The sequence below is a fragment of the Geobacter sp. SVR genome (assembly GCF_016865365.1).
Lineage (GTDB): Bacteria > Desulfobacterota > Desulfuromonadia > Geobacterales > Pseudopelobacteraceae > Pelotalea.
In genome coordinates this window covers 3,352,848-3,369,752 of sequence record NZ_AP024469.1, presented here as the reverse complement: position 1 = coordinate 3,369,752, position 16,905 = coordinate 3,352,848, and the positions used below count along the sequence as shown (strand labels likewise).

The window sequence follows — 16,905 nt, the reverse complement described above, 5'->3', positions numbered from 1 at the left end:
GTTTTAGCAAATTCTACCTCGCCCCCCATGCCTGTCAACGGAAGCCTCACCCCGGCCGAATTCAAACCATGCTCCTTCTTTGGCGTAATAACTCGACTCTCTCCTGAAAACTGAGGACCTGAGCCGTCAGCCGTTCGGGAAGTATTACCCGAACAGGCATGGAGTTCCCGGGGTAAGAGTCATGCGGGGGTGAACCTTTACAACAACACGTAATTTGATACGTTTTAGTGACAGAGCCAGGGCGCAATATCTTCCCACAATTCACCGCCTTTCCCGATAAGTAATGGAATCTCTCTTGTCCAAAATAAATGATTTTCTGGAGAACCGGCTCTGGACTCTCGATCCTCGGAATATGAGCACGATGAGGACACTGGGGATCAGATTGCTCAGATTTTTATATCTGGTGTACCTGGCATTTACCGACAGGGAACTGTCGCTGCAGGCCACCGGCCTGGTATATACGACCCTCTTGTCGCTCATTCCGCTTTTGGCCGTCAGCTTTTCCATGCTCAAGGCGTTTGGCGCCCATGCCATGCTCGAGGATTTTCTGATCGGCTTCCTCGCCCCACTGGGGCCGGAAGGAAAAAACCTGGCGATGCAGATAACGCAGTTCGTCGACAACCTCAATCTCGGTGTCCTCGGGTCCATCGGTTTCGCTCTTTTGCTCTACAAGGCCATTGCTCTCATGTACGAGCTGGAGGGTACTCTCAACTACATCTGGGCAGCCAGAAACACCAAGGGCCCGGGACGAAGATTGGGTGATTATCTGATTATCCTGCTGGTGGGGCCGGTTCTTGTCCTCACCGCCACCGGCATTACCGTTTCCTTCATGAGTACCACTTTTATCGTATGGCTTCAGCAATTCGAGCCATTCAGCACTGCTATTGTTCTTGCCGGCGAGCTGCTTCCCTATGCAATGGCAATTGCTGCGTTCACCTTTGTCTACGAACTCCTGCCGAACAGGAAGGTTCATTTTCTTTCGGCCCTTGCAGGTGGAGCTTTTGCCGGGGTTTTATGGGAGCTGGCCGGACTGGCCTTTGCTACCTTCACCGTGACATCCGCCCAATATCCGGCCATCTATTCCGGCTTTGCCTTTTCGATCCTGTTCCTGATCTGGCTCCAGTTGAGCTGGCTCATTCTGCTGGCAGGGGCACGCCTTTCATTCCATCACCAGTACCCGGGCCCGCCACACGATCGGAATAGAACTTTTGCAACCCGCGAAAATGAAAAGATCGCCCTGCTCATCATGTTTCTAGCCACCCGGAATTTCAAACTTCGGCAGCCCTTGACCCTGAAAGACATCGTTGAGCATCTGGGTTTACCGCCTGCGACGGCTCAACCGGTTCTCTCCAGGCTGGTTCATCAACGGTTGCTTGTGGAAGGATCGGCGCATCCGCCAACCTACGTGCCCGCCGTCGATCCGGATAGCTTGACACTGCAGGAAATCCTCGATGCCGTCGGCAACGGTCGGAGAGCAGCCGATGGCAAGATTCCCGAGGTAGACGCCATACTATCCCGCCTGGATGATTGCTTGTCAGCGTCTCTCGGCACCATGACCATAAGTGATCTGGCCGCTGACCCCGATCATCCTTTGGGAGAACGGCAAAGGGAAAGCCATTGATAAGCTGCGGCTTGGCGGGGGGGGACGTGCTTCTGCACCACCTTGAACAGCGTTGCGACCGCTCGGCTCACTTGCCTTGATGCCTTGATTCGGCTCGTTTTTCGTGTTCGTTTCGATGCACGGAGCACGAGCGCGCTACACTGCGCTGGAAGGGGTTGGGGGGAGGTTGCTGACAGTTGTAGAAAAGGTCGAGTAGGTGTGGGTTGGGCAGGCTACGATTGCCGCTGGGATGATGAACGAATGGCCGCTATGGGTGACCCGCAGAAAGTTTCCCGCATACCGGACAACCCTGCATGGAGAACGGTTTCTCCAGGCGACATTCAGCCAGCAGGGTTTCATTGCTTAAAATCTCGTGCGCCGGACCATCCCCCCGCACTTCCCCCTCATGCAGCACTATTACCCGGTCGCACAGCTCCAGCACCATGTCCAGGTCGTGGCTGGCGATGATCCGGGTATGTTTGAAATCGCGCAGCAACGCCATGAGCTGCCGTCTGGCGTGCGGGTCGAGCCCGCTGGTCGGCTCGTCCATGACAAGGATATCGGGCGACATGGAGACCACTGTGGCAATGGCCACGCGTTTCTTTTCGCCGGTGGAGAGATGGTAGGAGGGCTTCTCCTTCAGATGCCCCACACCCACCAATGCGAGTGCCTCGGTCACGCGCCGTTCGACCTCGGTCCCTGAAAGCCCCAGGTTGTACGGGCCAAAGGCGACGTCGTCGAAAACCGTGGGCATGAAGAGCTGATCGTTGGGATCCTGGAAGACGACCCCCACGGTGCGCCGGATGTCAGGCACGGTCGCTTTGGTGATGGGCATGTCTCCGATCCTGATTTCTCCGGCGCTGGGGGTCAGGTAGCCGTTGAGATGGAGCAGGAGCGTCGATTTGCCGGCGCCATTGGCGCCGATTATGGCTACCGATTCGCCGTGGGTGATGCGGAAGGAGACATCCTTCAGCGCCACGGCGCCGTCGGTGTAGGCGTGACGGAGTTTTTTCACTTCGACGATATGATGGCTCATGGGAATATCCGTGTGACGAGTGACCCGAGCAAATGCGGGCCGTTCTGAAATCTCAGGAAGATGAACAGCGAGGACCAGCCGAGTAAAAAGCAGAGTTCTTCCCGGCCGAAGCGGCTTGTCCGGCGGGTGTGGAGCGCTCCGGTGAAGCCGCGGGCCAGCATGGCCATGTGAATACGTTCCGCCCGCTGCCAGGTCCGCAGCAGCAGGTGCCCGATCATCACGCTGAAACTGGTGATCCCCAGCCCCTTCCTGTTGAAGGATCTGAATTCCCGTGCCCGCGCGGCACGCGCCACCTCCTCGGCAAGCACGAAAATGTAGCGGTACAGAAACAGCAGTTGCACGGCAAAAACCCCCGGCATCCCGAATGCCCTGAGAGAACGGCACACGGCGGTAAAACCGGTGACACCGATCAGGATCAGGGTGGCGCCCACGGTAAGCAGCGTCTTGACCAGAATCGAGGCAAACGAGACCCAGCCGCCGGAAATGCCGATACCCCCGGCCTGGATCATTGTCCCACGATCAAAAAGGGGATTGAATATGCCGACGACCAGGACAAAAGGGCAGAGCAGGGCCATCTTGCCCAGTATGAACCGCAGCGGGAGGTTGCTGCGGGAGATCATGACTGCCGGAAAGAGGAAAAACGGGAGCAGGGCTGCCAGCTCGTATCTATCGAAGGATACGACCGCAACGATAAAAATCGCCGTTACGAGCACCTTGACGCGCGCATCCAGGCGATGGATGCCGGAATCGCCGCAGGCCATCAGATCCAGGCGTTTGATATCGAGTACCGCTTCGTTGATGGATGCCATTGTTCACCGTGCATAAGGGGGGCAAAGGGGCGAAAGATTTTTCGATGACGGACCGGCTGCCGGACATGACGATCCGCGCCGGCTGACCGTGCGGAGTCTGCAGCCATCCAGCGCTGATGCATTCAAGTATACCCGAGATGGACAACTTCAGCCTTATAGCATCTTTGAGCCACCCTGGAAAGGTAAACATATTTTGACTTTTGACCCGGTTTGGGTTACAAACACCACGTTCGCAGTCGGGACGACACCGGTTTTTCTCGATTCGTTGCGCTTCAAGTACGAGGAGGAGATTGAGATGCAAAAGGTGCTGGTTGTTGACGACAGTCTTTCGGTTGCGCGTCAACTGGAGAAGATCATCAAGGAGTCTGGCGATTTCGTCTGCGTCGGCCATGCCAAAAACGGTGCCGAGGCGATCAAGTTGAACCATTCGGAGAACCCCGACATCATCTGCATGGACATGAACATGCCCGGCATGGACGGCCTGACCGCCCTACGCAGCCTGGTCGTACTCGACAAGGAGGTCAAGGTGGTGATGATCACCTCTCTGGGGGGCGTGGGCGACAAATTCACCGAGGCACTCAAGATGGGCGCCAAAAACGTCATTTCCAAACCATTCGAAGCGGCGGGTGTGCTGGAGATACTGCGCGCACTCTAGTTCCTCGATACCTCAACGAACATAAGGGGAAAAGCTGATGGCCGTCAAATTTTTCGGGCAATTCCTGGTGGAAAAAGGCATCGTCACACGGGAAGCGCTGCTTAGAGCAATAGAGCTTCAGGAAAGCAAAAACCTCAAATTCGGCGAAATGGCCGTGGAAATGGGATACGTCACCCGCGACGATATCGAGCGGGCACACGCCGCCCAGTTTTCCAAGGATGCCAAACTGGGCGACATCCTGGTCGAGCAGGGCATCCTGACCCCGGATCAGCTCAATGAAATAGTTACCCGCCAGAAGAACACCCACCTGTACATCGGCGAGGCGCTGGTGCTGATCGGAGCCATTACCGAAGGCCAGTTGCAGCAGCATCTTGAGGCATTCAAGGCCGACCAGGCCCAGTACGTGTCGGACAGGATCGAGCTGCCCGCCGGTTTGGCCAACAGCGCCATCTGGGAGATGACCGCCGATCTGACCTTCAAAATGATCACCCGCGTGCTGGCTCTTGCACACAGACCGGGGAAATGCGAGGTTGTGAAGGAAGTATCCTCCAATTTCATGATGGCGGCCATGGACTTCAGCGGAGACGTCGCAGCCCGATACCTGATCTCGGTATCTGAGGGGCTCCAGAAGACGATTGCACGTGCTATCCTGCGTGAGGAAACCGTTGAGAACGAACCGGCCGAGGTCCTGGAAGACACGGTAATGGAGTTCGTGAACGTGGTCTGCGGGAATGTGGCTGCCAAGGCTTCGCAGATGGGCACGATCATGAACATCAGTCCGCCGGTCACCATTCATCCCCCCGCGGCCGGGCTGCCGGTGCCGGGTGGACATACGGCACTCAGCTTCCCCATCTACGTGGGCGAAGGGGAAAAGATGGAGCTGATTCTGTTGATAAAAAACTGAGTGGCCCCGGAATAATACTCGAGTAAAAAAGGCATCCTCATTTCGTGCGGATGCCTTTTTTATTGGTATGTCCTATATCCACCACACGGGCGTTACCGCCAGACCTCGTCCGTATACTCCCCGTCCATATCCCGCACGAACAGCGGCGCTTCCACCACCGGGGCGCTGCGTCTCCCCTTGACCAGTTCTGCCATGAACATGACGGCCGGCGATTTCTGATTGTTATGAACCATGCGCAGCCGCAGCACAGCCAGCTTCATCTGCGCTGCCAACGCCATGAACTCTGCCAGCCGGGACGGTAGCTGGATGAAGCAGATCCTGCCTGATGGTTTTACCATGAACTTGGCCGCAGCGAGGAAATCGGCCAGGCCGGCGGTCGATTCATGGCGTGCGGTATCCCGCCCCGTACGGGGGCTGATCTTGCCGCTGCGGGGTACCCGGTAGGGGGGATTGAATACCACCAGATCGAAGGTGGAATCGGTAAAGCCTTTTCGTATGTCAATGACATCTTTGGTCCGTACGGAAATCCGCTCCGCAAGACCATTGTGCCGGACATTCCGCTCGGCCAGTGCCGACATTTCGGGGTTGTTCTCGATTGCCACCACCGAAGCCGCGGAATGGATCCGGGCCAGCACCAGGGCAATGATGCCGCATCCGGCTCCCAGATCGGCAATGCGTGCGCCGGCCTGCAGCGGGGGGCAGAAGCGCGCCAGCAGCAGCGGGTCCAGTGAGTAGCGATAGCCGCGCCGGAGCTGGAACAGCTGCAGATCGAACAGCTTCAGGTCGTCGAGGGTCACGCCGGCTTCATCCTTCCAGCTCCCGCTTTTTGCTGCGGATCAGCCATTCCCGGATCAGCATTGCGGCGAAAAACGCAAAAGAGGCCAGGGTCAGGTATTTGCCAATTTTGAAGGGGAGCGGGTCGAAACGGAATTCGATCCGGTGTTTTCCCGGCGTCAGGTAGACCCCGCGCAGGATGTGGTCGACCGGCACGATCTCGGCCGGCTTTCCGTCCACAGTGGCTTTCCATCCGCGATAGTACTTTTCGCCGAGCACCAGCAGGGCGTTGGCCGGAACCGCTGCTTCGGCGACGATACGTTCCCCCTGATAGAGCGGTACCGCAACATTTTGGGAAGGCAGGGGCTTGTGCTGGCTGATCGGGTCCGCCAGCGCTATCGGAGGGGGAGACTCTACCAGGGCCACCGTTGCCGGATCAAATTGCGGGTTCTGTAGGATCGACAGGCGCTGGGCCGGATCGGTAATCAGGGCGGCTGACGGCACCAGCCAGGCTTTGGGGAGCACCCGGCGGTTTTCCAGCACAACAGAACCGCCGTCCGGGGAGGAAAATGCCAGGGTGAATCTGTCTCCCATCCGCTCCTTCTGCTGCTGGTAGTCCTGATTCCGGACAATCAGGTATTTGACATTGATGATATCCGGCATGACGCTTCCGATGGTAAATGCATCCAGGAACTGCTGCCAGCGTACCTGTTGGACCGCGTTGGAGGTGAAAAACACCGGAATGTTGCGTGAGGCATACTGCATCGGGTCATTGCCATCAAACGGAGCGACCCGGTAGGTTTTCGGCATGGAGGCGAGAAACTGCGCCACCGGCGGAGCGGTTTCGCCCCCCCTGGCCTGTGCGGGTGCGTCGGTCAGAAACAGGAACTTGTCGTTGATGCGCCATGTATCGCCGACAAACAGCAAGAGGAGCAACCAGGGGACGGCCAGGGCCAGCGATATTCTTGTGGCGGCCATGATAATAGCGGCGTACAGGGCGGCGAAGCCGGCAGCTATGGCTGTTTCACCTACCAGGTTTCGCCAGCGCTGAGCCACCAGGTAGGCCCCCTGCTCGTAACGGGTCGGCTGGGAGAGAATGTCCCCCAGTGCCTCAAGCCATTGCCCGGCAGCAGCCGTTTCAATCCCGAGCAGCAGCAGGAGTGCCGCGGGTAAGGCGCAGATGCCGATCAGGTAACGCCGGAAGGCGGGAGTTCTTCTCGTCTCCCCGTCGCAAAGCAGGTCCAGTCCCCGCGCCGCGAGGATCGCCAGCCCCAGCACCGGGATGAACATCATCATCTTCGGCACCCGGAAATGGTTTATGCCGGGGAAGAACTTGTACAGCAGCCAGTAGAACGGGGTGTACTTGCCCATGGAAAACAGAATTCCGCCGATGATCCCCCCCAGCGCAAGCCAGGTATAGCGGTCACGCCGGAAGATCAACGGCAGCGGCAGGAGCAGCCAAGGCAGCAGCCCCATGTAATCGGTGGTCTGGGTAAATCGCATGCGCCCCCAGTAATAGGAGGCGATGTTTTTCGGGTTTTCGCCCGCTTCCTGGCGAGAGAGTCCAAACATCCCGGGGACGACGAAGGTGGCCAGTTCCTCGGGGGGCAGCGACCAGGACATGGCCTCATCCACATTCAGCCCACCCTGCAGAACGGCTCCGCCACCTTGATTCGAGCCGCTCTGCACGCCGCGGTTGGTATCCTTGGACCAGTTGGCCAGCGGCAGGAGTGAGATCGAGACTGTGGCCAGGAAGAATGCCAGCAGTGCCACATTCAGACCCAGCAGCCGGAGGAGCGGGCTTTTCGCGTCGTCCTTCTTGGCGAGGGCAATGCCGATCAGGCGAAAGACACCATAAGCACCGACACACAGGCAGGTGTAAAAGGCAACCTGCCAGTGGGTGTTGAAGAACTGGAAGGCGAGGACAAGGGCCGTGGTGAGAAAGAAGATGGGCCGCCGGGACTGGAAGCCCCGTTCCAGGAAGTAAAAGGCCCACGGGGCATAGGATATGGTGGCGATCTTCATGACATGGCCGGCGTTGATCAGCGAGGCGATTTCCGGCGACAGGGCAAAGATCATCCCGCCAGCAAAGGATGCGAGACGGCTCGCGCCGATGACGCGGCAGCAGAGGTAGGTGCCGGCCCCGCCGAAGAAAAGTTGCAGCACGATGAACCAGGCTACGCTGGCCGGAGCCGGAATCGCCCAGAAAACCAGGTTTTTCCACAGCAGGAAGGAGAGCGATATGTCGCCTCCCTCAACAGAGTAGCCGCTGTTCACATAGGGGCTCCAGGATGCCTGCAGGCTGGCCGGGAAAAGCTGCCGGAACGACAGGCTTCCCATGTCCTTGATCCCCCAATAGAATTCGGCAATGATATCAGGTGCCCTGATGATCTTGTCGGTGAAGAGGATGCGAGAGTAAAAAAGGATCAAGAGGCCGAGAAGCCCAACAAGAAACAGCAGTGCCTTTTTGCGATCGGTCATGAAATTGTCGAACTCCTGTAGAATTGGTCAAGCGTTTGAGCAGCTTCCTGCCAGTTAAAGTGCTGGATAAGGTAACGCCGCCCCTCCGCAGCAAGTTTATTTCTCATATCAGGTTCCCGGAGCAGTCGTACAGTACCAACGACCATCGACTCCGGGTCGTTCGGATCGCTCAATATACCCGAGATGGTGTCCGCTATATACTCTCTTGCCTGTCCCACCCGATCGGCCACCACTGGTACAGCGGCCAGCAGCAATTCGGTCAGCTTGGCCGGACATTTGGCCCGGTTGACCAGCGTGTCGTCGAGGGGGTAAATCGCCACATCGGCGGTAGCCAGATAGTCAGGAAGGTCGTGCGGCTCTATCCAGCCAGCCAACGCTAGCGCGTTGTCAAAACCTAATTTACGGGACGCAAGCAGCAGGCTTTCCTCTTCCTGATGTCTTCCCTTGCCAACCACCAGATAACGGACACCCGGCACCCGCCGGTGTATCCCGTCAAGAATCCGGTACAGGCGCTCCTGGGAAAATTCGAAGAACCGTGTGTAGAGTAATACCAGCGGCACGTCGGCAGCGATACCCAGCTTTTCCCGAATGCGCCTGCCATTTCCCGGCGGGGTTGCAGTTACACAATTGGGCAGGTAGAGGATGCGCTGCGAAGTGCTCCTCATCTCGCAGGTGAGAGCCTCCAATGTCCTGCTGGCTACCGTCATCCCCCATGCATGCCTCGATAGCCACTGTTCCTGAAAGGCAAACAACCGTTTTTCCATCGATGAGTAGCCATGCAACTCGTTCATGCCCCCCGTGCCCTCCCAATCGTCGCTATCAACGAACAGGGGGGGCAGCCGCACTCCCAGGCGCTGCAGCCACAGGTGCAGCATGGCGGCCAGACCGCCATATCCCTTGGGCTTGAATAGATGCATCACATCCGGTTTCTCGGCCAGGGCGGCCCGGAACATGCGCCAGGCCAGGGGAAGAGCAGACAGGGCTTTGCCTTTTGTCGGCAGTACCACATTCACCAGCCGTACTCCGCGTACGGTTTCGCTCCTCCCCGAGTCCTCCGGATTGGTATAGGGGGGGGCGATGATGGTCAACACATGGCCGATTTTTTGTAGTTCTGCAGCCAGTGGCAGCATGCGGGCGATGACTGTCCCTTTGGGGCGAATACCGAAAGGAGCGAGAAAGACGATCTTCATATCCCGCTCCCCATCTTGCGTATGAACGTTCTTAATGCCGAGTTTCCACTCACCAGCAGTCTCGCTGTCTGATCATCATTCAGCCGGCGCAGGCGCGCCACTTCACGTCGTTTACGCATCAGAACCGGAAAATCGCGCAGCACACACAACCGAGCACGCAGGGCCTGTACAAAACGTCCCCGCAGAAGCGCCAGAAACAGGGCCGCCGCATCGTAACCGAGAATCCGGGCTAGATGTCGCAGCAGCAATATTGCTGGCCAGTTTTTCAGCAGCACATACCATTTGTTGCGCTGAACCTGATACACGGTAAAAGGACTCATACGCCCGCCGGTGGCGGAGTGGACATGATACGCCACAGCCCGGGGGGCGGTCACTGCTTTCCAGCCAGCCAGCCTTCCCCGCCAGGCCAAATCCAAGTCCTCGTAATAGGCAAAGAAATCGGCATCAAAAAAACCGACGTCCTCCAACATCTTCCGTCGATAAAGGGCCGCTCCGGCACAGGGGCCGAAGACCTCTTCCGGCTTATCGAACTGTCCTTCATCGGTTTTCCCAACGCCAATATTCTCGCCGAGCCCCGCCTTCGTCGGCCGCACGCCGACCGAATCGATCCTGCCCTGCTGAAAAAAATTCAGCATCTTTGCGGCTACCATGCCGATGCCTGAATCTGCGTTCACTGCACGCACCAGCTCCGCCAGGAACTCCGGTACAATCTTGGTGTCATTGTTCAGGGTGACAATATGCTGGACGCCGTGCGCCTCTGCCAGACCCCGGTTGTTTCCCGCGGCAAAGCCGGTGTTCTCCGTCAACTCCACGAGCCGTACCCACGGATAGGTGTTTCTCACATAACCAGCCGACTCATCCTTTGAGCCGTTATCCACCAGAATCGTCTCGAAGTCCCTAAAGGTCTGGGCCGCCAGGGAGTCGAGGCATTCCTTGAGGTAGGCGCGACCGTTCCAGTTCAGGATGATGACGGAAACAAGGGGGCGGGAATCGTTCACTGTCGTTTCCTGCAACTGTTGGTCAGGTGGTGGATGCATCGAAGCAGCCCTGTCCCAACTACCCTGGCTGCCAGGGAAAACAATACGTAACTACTTTTACGCCGAAAGGAATGCAGGCTCGCTTCCGAAATTTCGGCGATTCCTTGATCCTTCCTGCCATTGATGATAAGGGCCTTTCCGAGATCAGCGCGATGGTACGAGACGACGCTGTCGGGCGATAGTTCCCGCTTCAGCAGCGCTTCCCGTGATTCCTCCGCAATCGTTTCTATGACCTTCAGTTTTGCCTCGAACATCAGGGTTTCGTTGCGGCTCATACCGCCGGCATGCATGCGGTAATCTGCCAGCTCCTCATCCAAAAAACCGAACCGGCATCCGGAGAGCGAAAGTCGAAGCAGGAAATCCCAGTCTTCGAGCGCGGGAAAATTCCTGAACGGAACGCAGAGAGCGTCGATCATCCGTTTCCGGATAAGTGTTGAATGGACAGGAATAAAATTCCCGTACACGAGTGCGGGGAGGATATCCCCCTCCGGTGTCGGCCGCTTCAGAGAATAAAATTCTCCCGGCTTTTCATCCGAGAAATACCGTACTTTGCAATACACGGCATCTGCTCCCTGATGTTTCCGAAGGTAGGCCACCTGGTGCTCGATCTTTGTGGGAGTTATCAGGTCGTCCGCGTCAAGAAAGGTCACGTAATCGCCTTTGGCGAGGCGCATTCCGGCATTTCGGGCTTCGGGAAGTTTCCTGTTCTCCTGACGGACGAGAATTACCCTGTTGCCATACCTTTGGGCAACCGCAGCGGTTTCGTCGGTGGAACCATCATCGATTATGATGCACTCGACATACGGATAGGTTTGGGAAATAACGCTGTCGATGGTTTCCGCGAGATGACGTTCGGCATTATAGGCCGGTATGATGACGGAAACATATTCATTCAGCATCCGAACAACTCCCGGTAAGCCCCGCAAAATCTGCTTCTGGAGAAGGATGAGGCAGCGTAGTCATAGGCATTTCTGGATATCAGGTCCAGGAGATCGGGAGAAGCACAAAGTTCCGACAGTCTTGCAGCAATCTCGGCAGGAAGCTGTGACTCGTCGTGTGACAGCAGAATGCCATTCTCGCCGTTGCGCACGTGGTCGGGGATTCCTCCAACCGGGGTTACGACCGGCACCATGCCATGTGCCATTGCCTCCATTACGGCCATCGGAAAACCTTCCCTGCTCGACGTGAGAACAAGCACATCCGCCGAGGCGTACAAGGCAGCCATTTCCGAAGGGTTCGCCAGTTCTCCCATAAATCTGCACCAGTGCCGGTCTTCGCGTGCGATGGCATGTTCGACATTGCCAACAAAAACAAAATCAACCGGCATTTCCTGCCGGGCACATACGGCTGCGGCTTTGCCTGCCAGATGCACCCGTTTTTCCTCTGATCCTCGGCCGACATATAAGACTTTGAGCCGTCCGGTTCTGTTTTTCCGCGGATAGATCTCGGGAACATCCACCGCATTCTCGATAAGGACAATGCGTCCCAGATGCAGTGGATCGATGCCTGCTTCGGAATAGAGGCACCGGAAATCTTCCCTTGTCCTGGCGGTGATTACAATGCGCTGATCCAGAGATGGAACTGCTTCAAGACTGAAAAACTCGGACCCCCCGCCGAATGCATGCATCAAATCGATCGTTTTTACCGAATCCGACAGAAAGGGCACCAATTTGTAAAAGAACCTGCTGTTGCAGCCAAAAACGATAGCCCGGGAATTTTTATTGATGATGCCGGCAATAAAGCCTGTGGAAACCGGCAAAAGATATTTGAGCAGTGGCCATACCGTAAAACATCGTGCACTTCTCCTGAACTCGTGAAGAAGTTTCCTGTCCCGTGAACGGTGAGTGAAGAAGACAGCGGTATCTCCCTGTGACACGCACTTCACGATATCGGCATGAACCCTTTCCGCTCCGCCGACATGAAACGACGGGAAGAAAAAGTAAAGTCGCGTACCGCTACAGGAGGGCATGACATGTGAGATGAGGCTGCCGGCGCGAACCAGCAAACGCATTACCCCCTTATGCAGGTCTGCATCATAAGGATTCATCGGCAGTCATCTCCCGGGCCAGCAGAGCTGCGGTCCGAGCGCACAGTTCCCCTACGTCGAACTCGGCTTTGGCTCGCTCCAGCATCAGGGCCCCGACCCTTTCCCGAAGCAGCTTGTCCTGTAAAAGTTCCGCCAGGGATGATGCAAGACGCTCTACATCGCGGACAGGTGCAAGGAAGCGGTACCCATCGGGTCCCACGGCCTCCCGGATGCCGGGGATGTCGGTACCGGCGACTGCTATCCCGGCTGCCATGGCCTCCAAAACCGCATTCGGAAGGCCTTCGCTGACTGAGCTGTGAACACAGACGTCGACGGAACGGAGAAGCCCCCCCACGTCATCCACCTGTCCCAACAGTTTCACCCTTTCGGAAATTCCAAGCTGTTCGGCCAGGGTCAGCAGTTCATCGCCCCCTTCGTCGATCCGGCCGGCCAGAAGCAGGACCGGAGGGGGCGAGTCTTTCAACGTCACCAATGCCCAGGCGCGTAACAGCGTGTGGTGATCCTTGTAGTGATGGATGTTGGCTATCATGCAGGCAGTGGGGGTACCCTCCGGTATCTGCAATTTTTTGCGCCACGCCGTTGCTTCCGGAGCTCGAGCAGAAAGAAGGATTCCGTTATGTATCACGGAGATCTTTCTTGACGGTACTCGATACAGCTTTTCCAGAAAAACCTTGCCTGCAAGCGAATTTGAGATGAAGCAGGACGCATTTCTTACTGCCAGGCGCTCCCAGAATCCATCTTTCAGGAGCAGCCCCTCATCGCGCTGGTTCCACACCATGATTCTGGCGCCCGTAAAATGCCAGGCAATCCCGCATACCAGATTCGGAAGGCGGGTATATGCAAGAATTGCATCAGGCTGTCTTTTCCGAAGCGTCAGGGCGAATTTCCCGAGCTTTGCCAGCCGCGTCAGGGCGTATCGTCCCCATCCGCATTTTACGCCACGCCATGGGAGGCCCTTCTCCTCACACAGTTCGGACAGCCGGCCCGGGCTGTTTTTGAGCCCCCAGACTTCAACCTCCGCACCGTAGTCATTCCGTAGCGATTCCGCCAGCAAAAGCCCCTGTCGCTCCGCCCCTCCCAGGTCGAGACTGCCGAAAACGAAAATAATCCGTGCATGGTGGAGAGGGATCATGCTCTGCATTACCGTTTTGACCTTTTCAAAACCTCGACCATGAAATCCTCTATCTGCGCCTCTTCAGGCCAACGGTGTCCTTCGTGCCAGTTCAATTCGGGGTCCCATTGGCCGGGGCAGTTGAAGACCGCAGAATCGACAAAGGTATAACTGATCTCGCAGATCACCGGCTTTCCCTCGCGGTAAAGGAAATCGTACGCCATGGTCTGAAAACCGGCTTTCGCAGAAACGTCAAAGGCAATTCTCAGACACGCAGGATCTATTTTCGCCGGATTCCAGTCGATGTTCCCGCTCCCTGAGGCACGGAAGTCGCCGGGGCGATTCATCCGGCGAAAGGCAAAGGCCCGGTTGCCGATTACGGTCACACGGGTATCGCAGGTGTTGTCGGGAAGAAACTCCTGAAAATATGCATATCCCATTTCCGGCTTCCACCAAAATTCACGCAATCGGGGATATTCTCCCGTTGCCGCATATCCAGCGGCATCGACCACACGTGAAAACCGTTCCCGCAGCTCGCGGCGCGTCCGCGGCAGAAGGGGGGGGCGGTATTCATTCATTGTCATGGGAAAAATTCCCCTGCAGAACATGCGTTGAATAAGTTTGCGAGCCTCTATTGGATGGTCGACTTTCAGGACGTTCGAGGAACCCGCACCGGATGTAAGCTTGAAGATCACCGGATATGGCGCCGTTTCCACCCATTTCAGCGCCTCCTCTCGATTCCAAAAGATCCACGCCTCGGGCTGCGGAGCACCGATGGCCTGGAGAAGATAATATTGAGCAATCTTATCGTCGAAATGCCAGGAGGTCCTTGAGGAAGGGAAGACGGGAATGTCCAGGTGATTCTCGATGGTATGCAGGATGACGCGGGCCGATTGCTTATGATCCTGGATATGGAACCAGCGCCACATGACGCCGTCGCATTCCTTGGCCTGCTCAAGCGCGTTCTTGGAGAGCAGGTTCAGCTCAAGAATTTCCACCCCGCGTTCTTTAAGAAGCTGGCTCCATTTGTCGGAGAAACTGCATCCCCACATGTGATCCGGATGGATACCGATCCTCATTCCCTGCTCCGTTCCCGTTCTATATGGCCCAGCCAGCCGGCCGACGGTGCGAAGGGCTTCCCAAAAAGCCGCCCCGCTTCTTCCGGCGATATCTCCTTGCCATCGCATACGACCCGGCAGCTCTCCCGGCTCTGTTCTGCAAGCGGATACCTGAAATCATCGAAGGCCTCACGGAGAGTAGGGATTTTGCGGTAGTCGAAATGCATCAGAGCGGCGCCGACCAGATCCGCAAAAACCGACGATGCAGCGAACGTGAGTATGCCCAGTGGTATCGGCCGCGGAGCCAAGGGGCCTTCTCCCTCCCCCGCGATGATGGCGTCCGTGAGAGAGTAAACCTTCCGGAGCGGTGTGTCGGAGATCGTTCCGTCGGCCCTTCCGTACAGGAGCAGTCGGTTCAGGTCAAGAGTCATCCGCCAGACCGTGTCGTTACCGTGCCAGCCACCCTCAATCTCGGGGTTGCCCATGAAGTGCTGCAGACGCAGCAGATGCCCGGACTTCTTCAACCAGCGCTCACACTGAGGGCTTCCGATTGTTCGGTTTGCCTCGTCGTAGCACCGCTCCGCCATCCTTTTCAACAGGGATTTACCGGGGTAGCAGTCGCCGCCGTCGGCGCTCCCGCCGGTTCGGTGGTGGGGGAGGAACTCCTTGTTGCCGTTGATGCCCACCATGTTTTTCAGTGCTGCAGTCATTCCCGCCTTTTTGTGGGACTTCAGCTTCGGCAGGTTGATGATGACGTCCGACTCAAACGGCTCTTTGGCCAACAAGTACTGGTGCTTTCCCGGCAGGTGGCGCCGGGCCATCAGGTCGGGATCGTAGCAGGTAATGCGGAAACGGCTGTCGGGTGTGGAAACCGGCTCCAGCAGACTCTCCTTCCCGAGGTCGAAAAGAATGTATCGTTCCTCCCCCCGGACTTCCCGTTCCTGGCCTTCGCCGAATCCCCCCTTCCGGAGCACGGTACGCCGAAAGTCGATGATGTCGACGGGGCACGTGGCAAGGTGCCTCATTTTCCTGCGCCACTCGTGGGGTACCAGTGCATCAAAGTCACACTCCTGAATCGGCGAATCGCCGATAATCACCCTGCCGGGCTTGGCCTTCAGCACCTCCCGCAGGACGGCCTCGATCAGGTTCGGGTGCGTCACGAGACAGTCGTTGCCCTGGCCGCTGTAATTCCGGTGAAGGACCCAGTTCGGCTTGAGGAGGACCGTCATTCCCGGCTGAATGATGCTACTGAACGGGGCCTCGGGATGAGAGCCTGGTGCCGCCTCATGGAGCATGTGCCTTACCCGTTGGGTAAGGCCGGCGATTTCGTAAGAGGGAGCGCCGCTTTGGGCCGTCAATGTTACAACGTTTTCCCGCATCGTCATCGATTCCTCTTCCGCGCGATTGCGCAAAGGTTCGGGCCGCCTGAGACCCGGGGCGCATGGTATCCGGTCCCATCGATTCTGACGGGAAATACCACATCGACAATCCGGTTGAACCAATAGCGCCCCAGGCTTTTGATACCCGGCCGTCCGGACGTTTTGTTCCGTTGCAGCTCGAACAGATCCATGGAACGGCACATGAGAACTTCGAAACCATGCTGCTCCAGCAGTTGTCGAAGAGTGTTTTCATCGAAGGATCGTACATGTTGTACCGGATGAAATACATTGTCGCAAAAAGGACAATAGACGGATCGTGCTTCAATGTCCTCAGTGTAGGGGGTTGTGAAAAGCACAATTCCATCCTGCTTCAAGAGTCTGGCAATCTCCCCCAGCGTCGGGGGAATCATCTCGTCAAGCAGATGTTCCAACGTCTCGATGCAGGTAACAATGTCGAAAAGCGCTCCGTCAAATGGTGTCGGCAAGGTGGTCGAGGAGACAGCGCCTTCCCAGTTTTTGAGATTTTTGAAACGCTGATTGACACTCGTGACGCTATCGTCGGAGAAATCGAATCCGCAACAGAAAGAGCCGGCTCTCAGGAACTTCTCGAGCAGGAAACCGGGCCCGCATCCGAAATCGAGGACCCGCGCTCCGCCCTTGATCGCATTGACCCTCTGCAGAAGGCTGACAAGGGCATCGCCAACCTGGAAAGAAAAATACTCGCCTTCGATACTCTTCTTTTGGCTCGTATAGTTCCAGAACCTTCTGATTGTTTCCGGAGTCCATGTAGCGGACCGGGGCGGATGCTCCATTCGTTCGCCTTT

The 16,905-nt window shown here is 57.0% G+C and carries 16 protein-coding genes; 4 read left to right on the top strand and 12 right to left on the bottom strand.

Annotation, left to right across the window (positions count from 1 at the left end; genetic code table 11):
* Positions 1–382: 382 nt before the first annotated feature.
* Positions 383–1,621, top strand: a complete 1,239-nt coding sequence (locus GSVR_RS15835) for a YhjD/YihY/BrkB family envelope integrity protein (RefSeq protein ID WP_173202135.1) — start codon at positions 383–385, stop codon at positions 1,619–1,621.
* 247 nt (positions 1,622–1,868) lie between these two features.
* Here GSVR_RS15835 and GSVR_RS15830 read toward each other — a convergent pair whose 3' ends face one another.
* Both GSVR_RS15830 and cbiQ read right to left on the bottom strand, forming a co-directional pair.
* On the bottom strand, positions 1,869–2,636 hold the full coding sequence (locus tag GSVR_RS15830; protein ID WP_173202134.1) for an energy-coupling factor ABC transporter ATP-binding protein: 768 nt from the start codon (positions 2,634–2,636) through the stop codon (positions 1,869–1,871).
* On the bottom strand, positions 2,633–3,445 hold the full coding sequence (cbiQ, locus tag GSVR_RS15825) for a cobalt ECF transporter T component CbiQ (RefSeq protein ID WP_173202133.1): 813 nt from the start codon (positions 3,443–3,445) through the stop codon (positions 2,633–2,635). The genes GSVR_RS15830 and cbiQ overlap by 4 nt, the downstream gene beginning before the upstream one ends.
* A 295-nt stretch (positions 3,446–3,740) precedes the next feature.
* Here cbiQ and GSVR_RS15820 point away from each other — a divergent pair, with 295 nt between their 5' ends.
* Together GSVR_RS15820 and GSVR_RS15815 are read left to right on the top strand one after the other, a co-directional pair.
* A complete protein-coding gene (locus tag GSVR_RS15820; RefSeq protein ID WP_173202132.1) occupies positions 3,741–4,100 on the top strand; it encodes a response regulator in 360 nt (119 codons plus the stop codon).
* Between the two features lie 37 nt (positions 4,101–4,137).
* Complete coding sequence (locus GSVR_RS15815) at positions 4,138–5,004, top strand: chemotaxis protein CheX (protein WP_173202131.1); 867 nt, start codon at positions 4,138–4,140, stop codon at positions 5,002–5,004.
* Positions 5,005–5,096: 92 nt separating this feature from the next.
* On the opposite strand, the gene GSVR_RS15810 is transcribed toward GSVR_RS15815, so the two are convergent.
* From GSVR_RS15810 to GSVR_RS15785, 6 genes are read right to left on the bottom strand one after another with little or no spacing between them, the layout of a single operon-like run.
* Positions 5,097–5,801: a tRNA1(Val) (adenine(37)-N6)-methyltransferase gene (locus tag GSVR_RS15810; RefSeq protein WP_173202130.1), complete on the bottom strand. Its 705-nt coding sequence runs from the start codon at positions 5,799–5,801 to the stop codon at positions 5,097–5,099.
* A gap of 7 nt (positions 5,802–5,808) precedes the next feature.
* Positions 5,809–8,259: a YfhO family protein gene (locus GSVR_RS15805; protein WP_173202129.1), complete on the bottom strand. Its 2,451-nt coding sequence runs from the start codon at positions 8,257–8,259 to the stop codon at positions 5,809–5,811.
* A complete protein-coding gene (locus tag GSVR_RS15800) occupies positions 8,256–9,449 on the bottom strand; it encodes a glycosyltransferase family 4 protein (protein WP_173202128.1) in 1,194 nt (397 codons plus the stop codon). The genes GSVR_RS15805 and GSVR_RS15800 overlap by 4 nt, the downstream gene beginning before the upstream one ends.
* Positions 9,446–10,447: a glycosyltransferase family 2 protein gene (locus GSVR_RS15795; protein ID WP_173202127.1), complete on the bottom strand. Its 1,002-nt coding sequence runs from the start codon at positions 10,445–10,447 to the stop codon at positions 9,446–9,448. Before GSVR_RS15795 ends, GSVR_RS15800 begins: the two co-directional genes overlap by 4 nt.
* Positions 10,444–11,385, bottom strand: coding sequence for a glycosyltransferase (locus tag GSVR_RS15790; protein ID WP_173202126.1), 942 nt, complete (start codon positions 11,383–11,385; stop codon positions 10,444–10,446). The genes GSVR_RS15795 and GSVR_RS15790 overlap by 4 nt, the downstream gene beginning before the upstream one ends.
* Positions 11,379–11,945: a glycosyltransferase family 4 protein gene (locus tag GSVR_RS15785; RefSeq protein WP_173202125.1), complete on the bottom strand. Its 567-nt coding sequence runs from the start codon at positions 11,943–11,945 to the stop codon at positions 11,379–11,381. The genes GSVR_RS15790 and GSVR_RS15785 overlap by 7 nt, the downstream gene beginning before the upstream one ends.
* 30 nt (positions 11,946–11,975) lie before the next feature.
* Here GSVR_RS15785 and GSVR_RS15780 point away from each other — a divergent pair, with 30 nt between their 5' ends.
* Entirely contained in the window at positions 11,976–12,323 is a 348-nt protein-coding gene (locus GSVR_RS15780; RefSeq protein WP_173202124.1) for a hypothetical protein, read from the top strand.
* A 196-nt stretch (positions 12,324–12,519) separates the two neighbouring features.
* Here the strand turns inward: GSVR_RS15780 and GSVR_RS15775 are convergent, their stop codons facing one another.
* Genes GSVR_RS15775 through GSVR_RS15760 form a run of 4 tightly spaced genes read right to left on the bottom strand, consistent with a single transcriptional unit; the run spans position 12,520 to position 16,893 of the window.
* Positions 12,520–13,674 carry a glycosyltransferase gene (locus GSVR_RS15775; protein WP_173202123.1) on the bottom strand — a complete coding sequence of 385 codons (1,155 nt, stop codon included), beginning with the start codon at positions 13,672–13,674 and terminating at the stop codon, positions 12,520–12,522.
* Positions 13,674–14,723 carry a RimK family alpha-L-glutamate ligase gene (locus GSVR_RS15770; RefSeq protein ID WP_173202122.1) on the bottom strand — a complete coding sequence of 350 codons (1,050 nt, stop codon included), beginning with the start codon at positions 14,721–14,723 and terminating at the stop codon, positions 13,674–13,676. The genes GSVR_RS15775 and GSVR_RS15770 overlap by 1 nt, the downstream gene beginning before the upstream one ends.
* Positions 14,720–16,087 (bottom strand): DUF362 domain-containing protein, encoded by a 1,368-nt coding sequence (locus GSVR_RS15765; protein ID WP_173202121.1) that lies wholly within the window; start codon positions 16,085–16,087, stop codon positions 14,720–14,722. The genes GSVR_RS15770 and GSVR_RS15765 overlap by 4 nt, the downstream gene beginning before the upstream one ends.
* Positions 16,084–16,893, bottom strand: a complete 810-nt coding sequence (locus GSVR_RS15760; protein WP_203978697.1) for a class I SAM-dependent methyltransferase — start codon at positions 16,891–16,893, stop codon at positions 16,084–16,086. The genes GSVR_RS15765 and GSVR_RS15760 overlap by 4 nt, the downstream gene beginning before the upstream one ends.
* Positions 16,894–16,905: the final 12 nt, after the last annotated feature.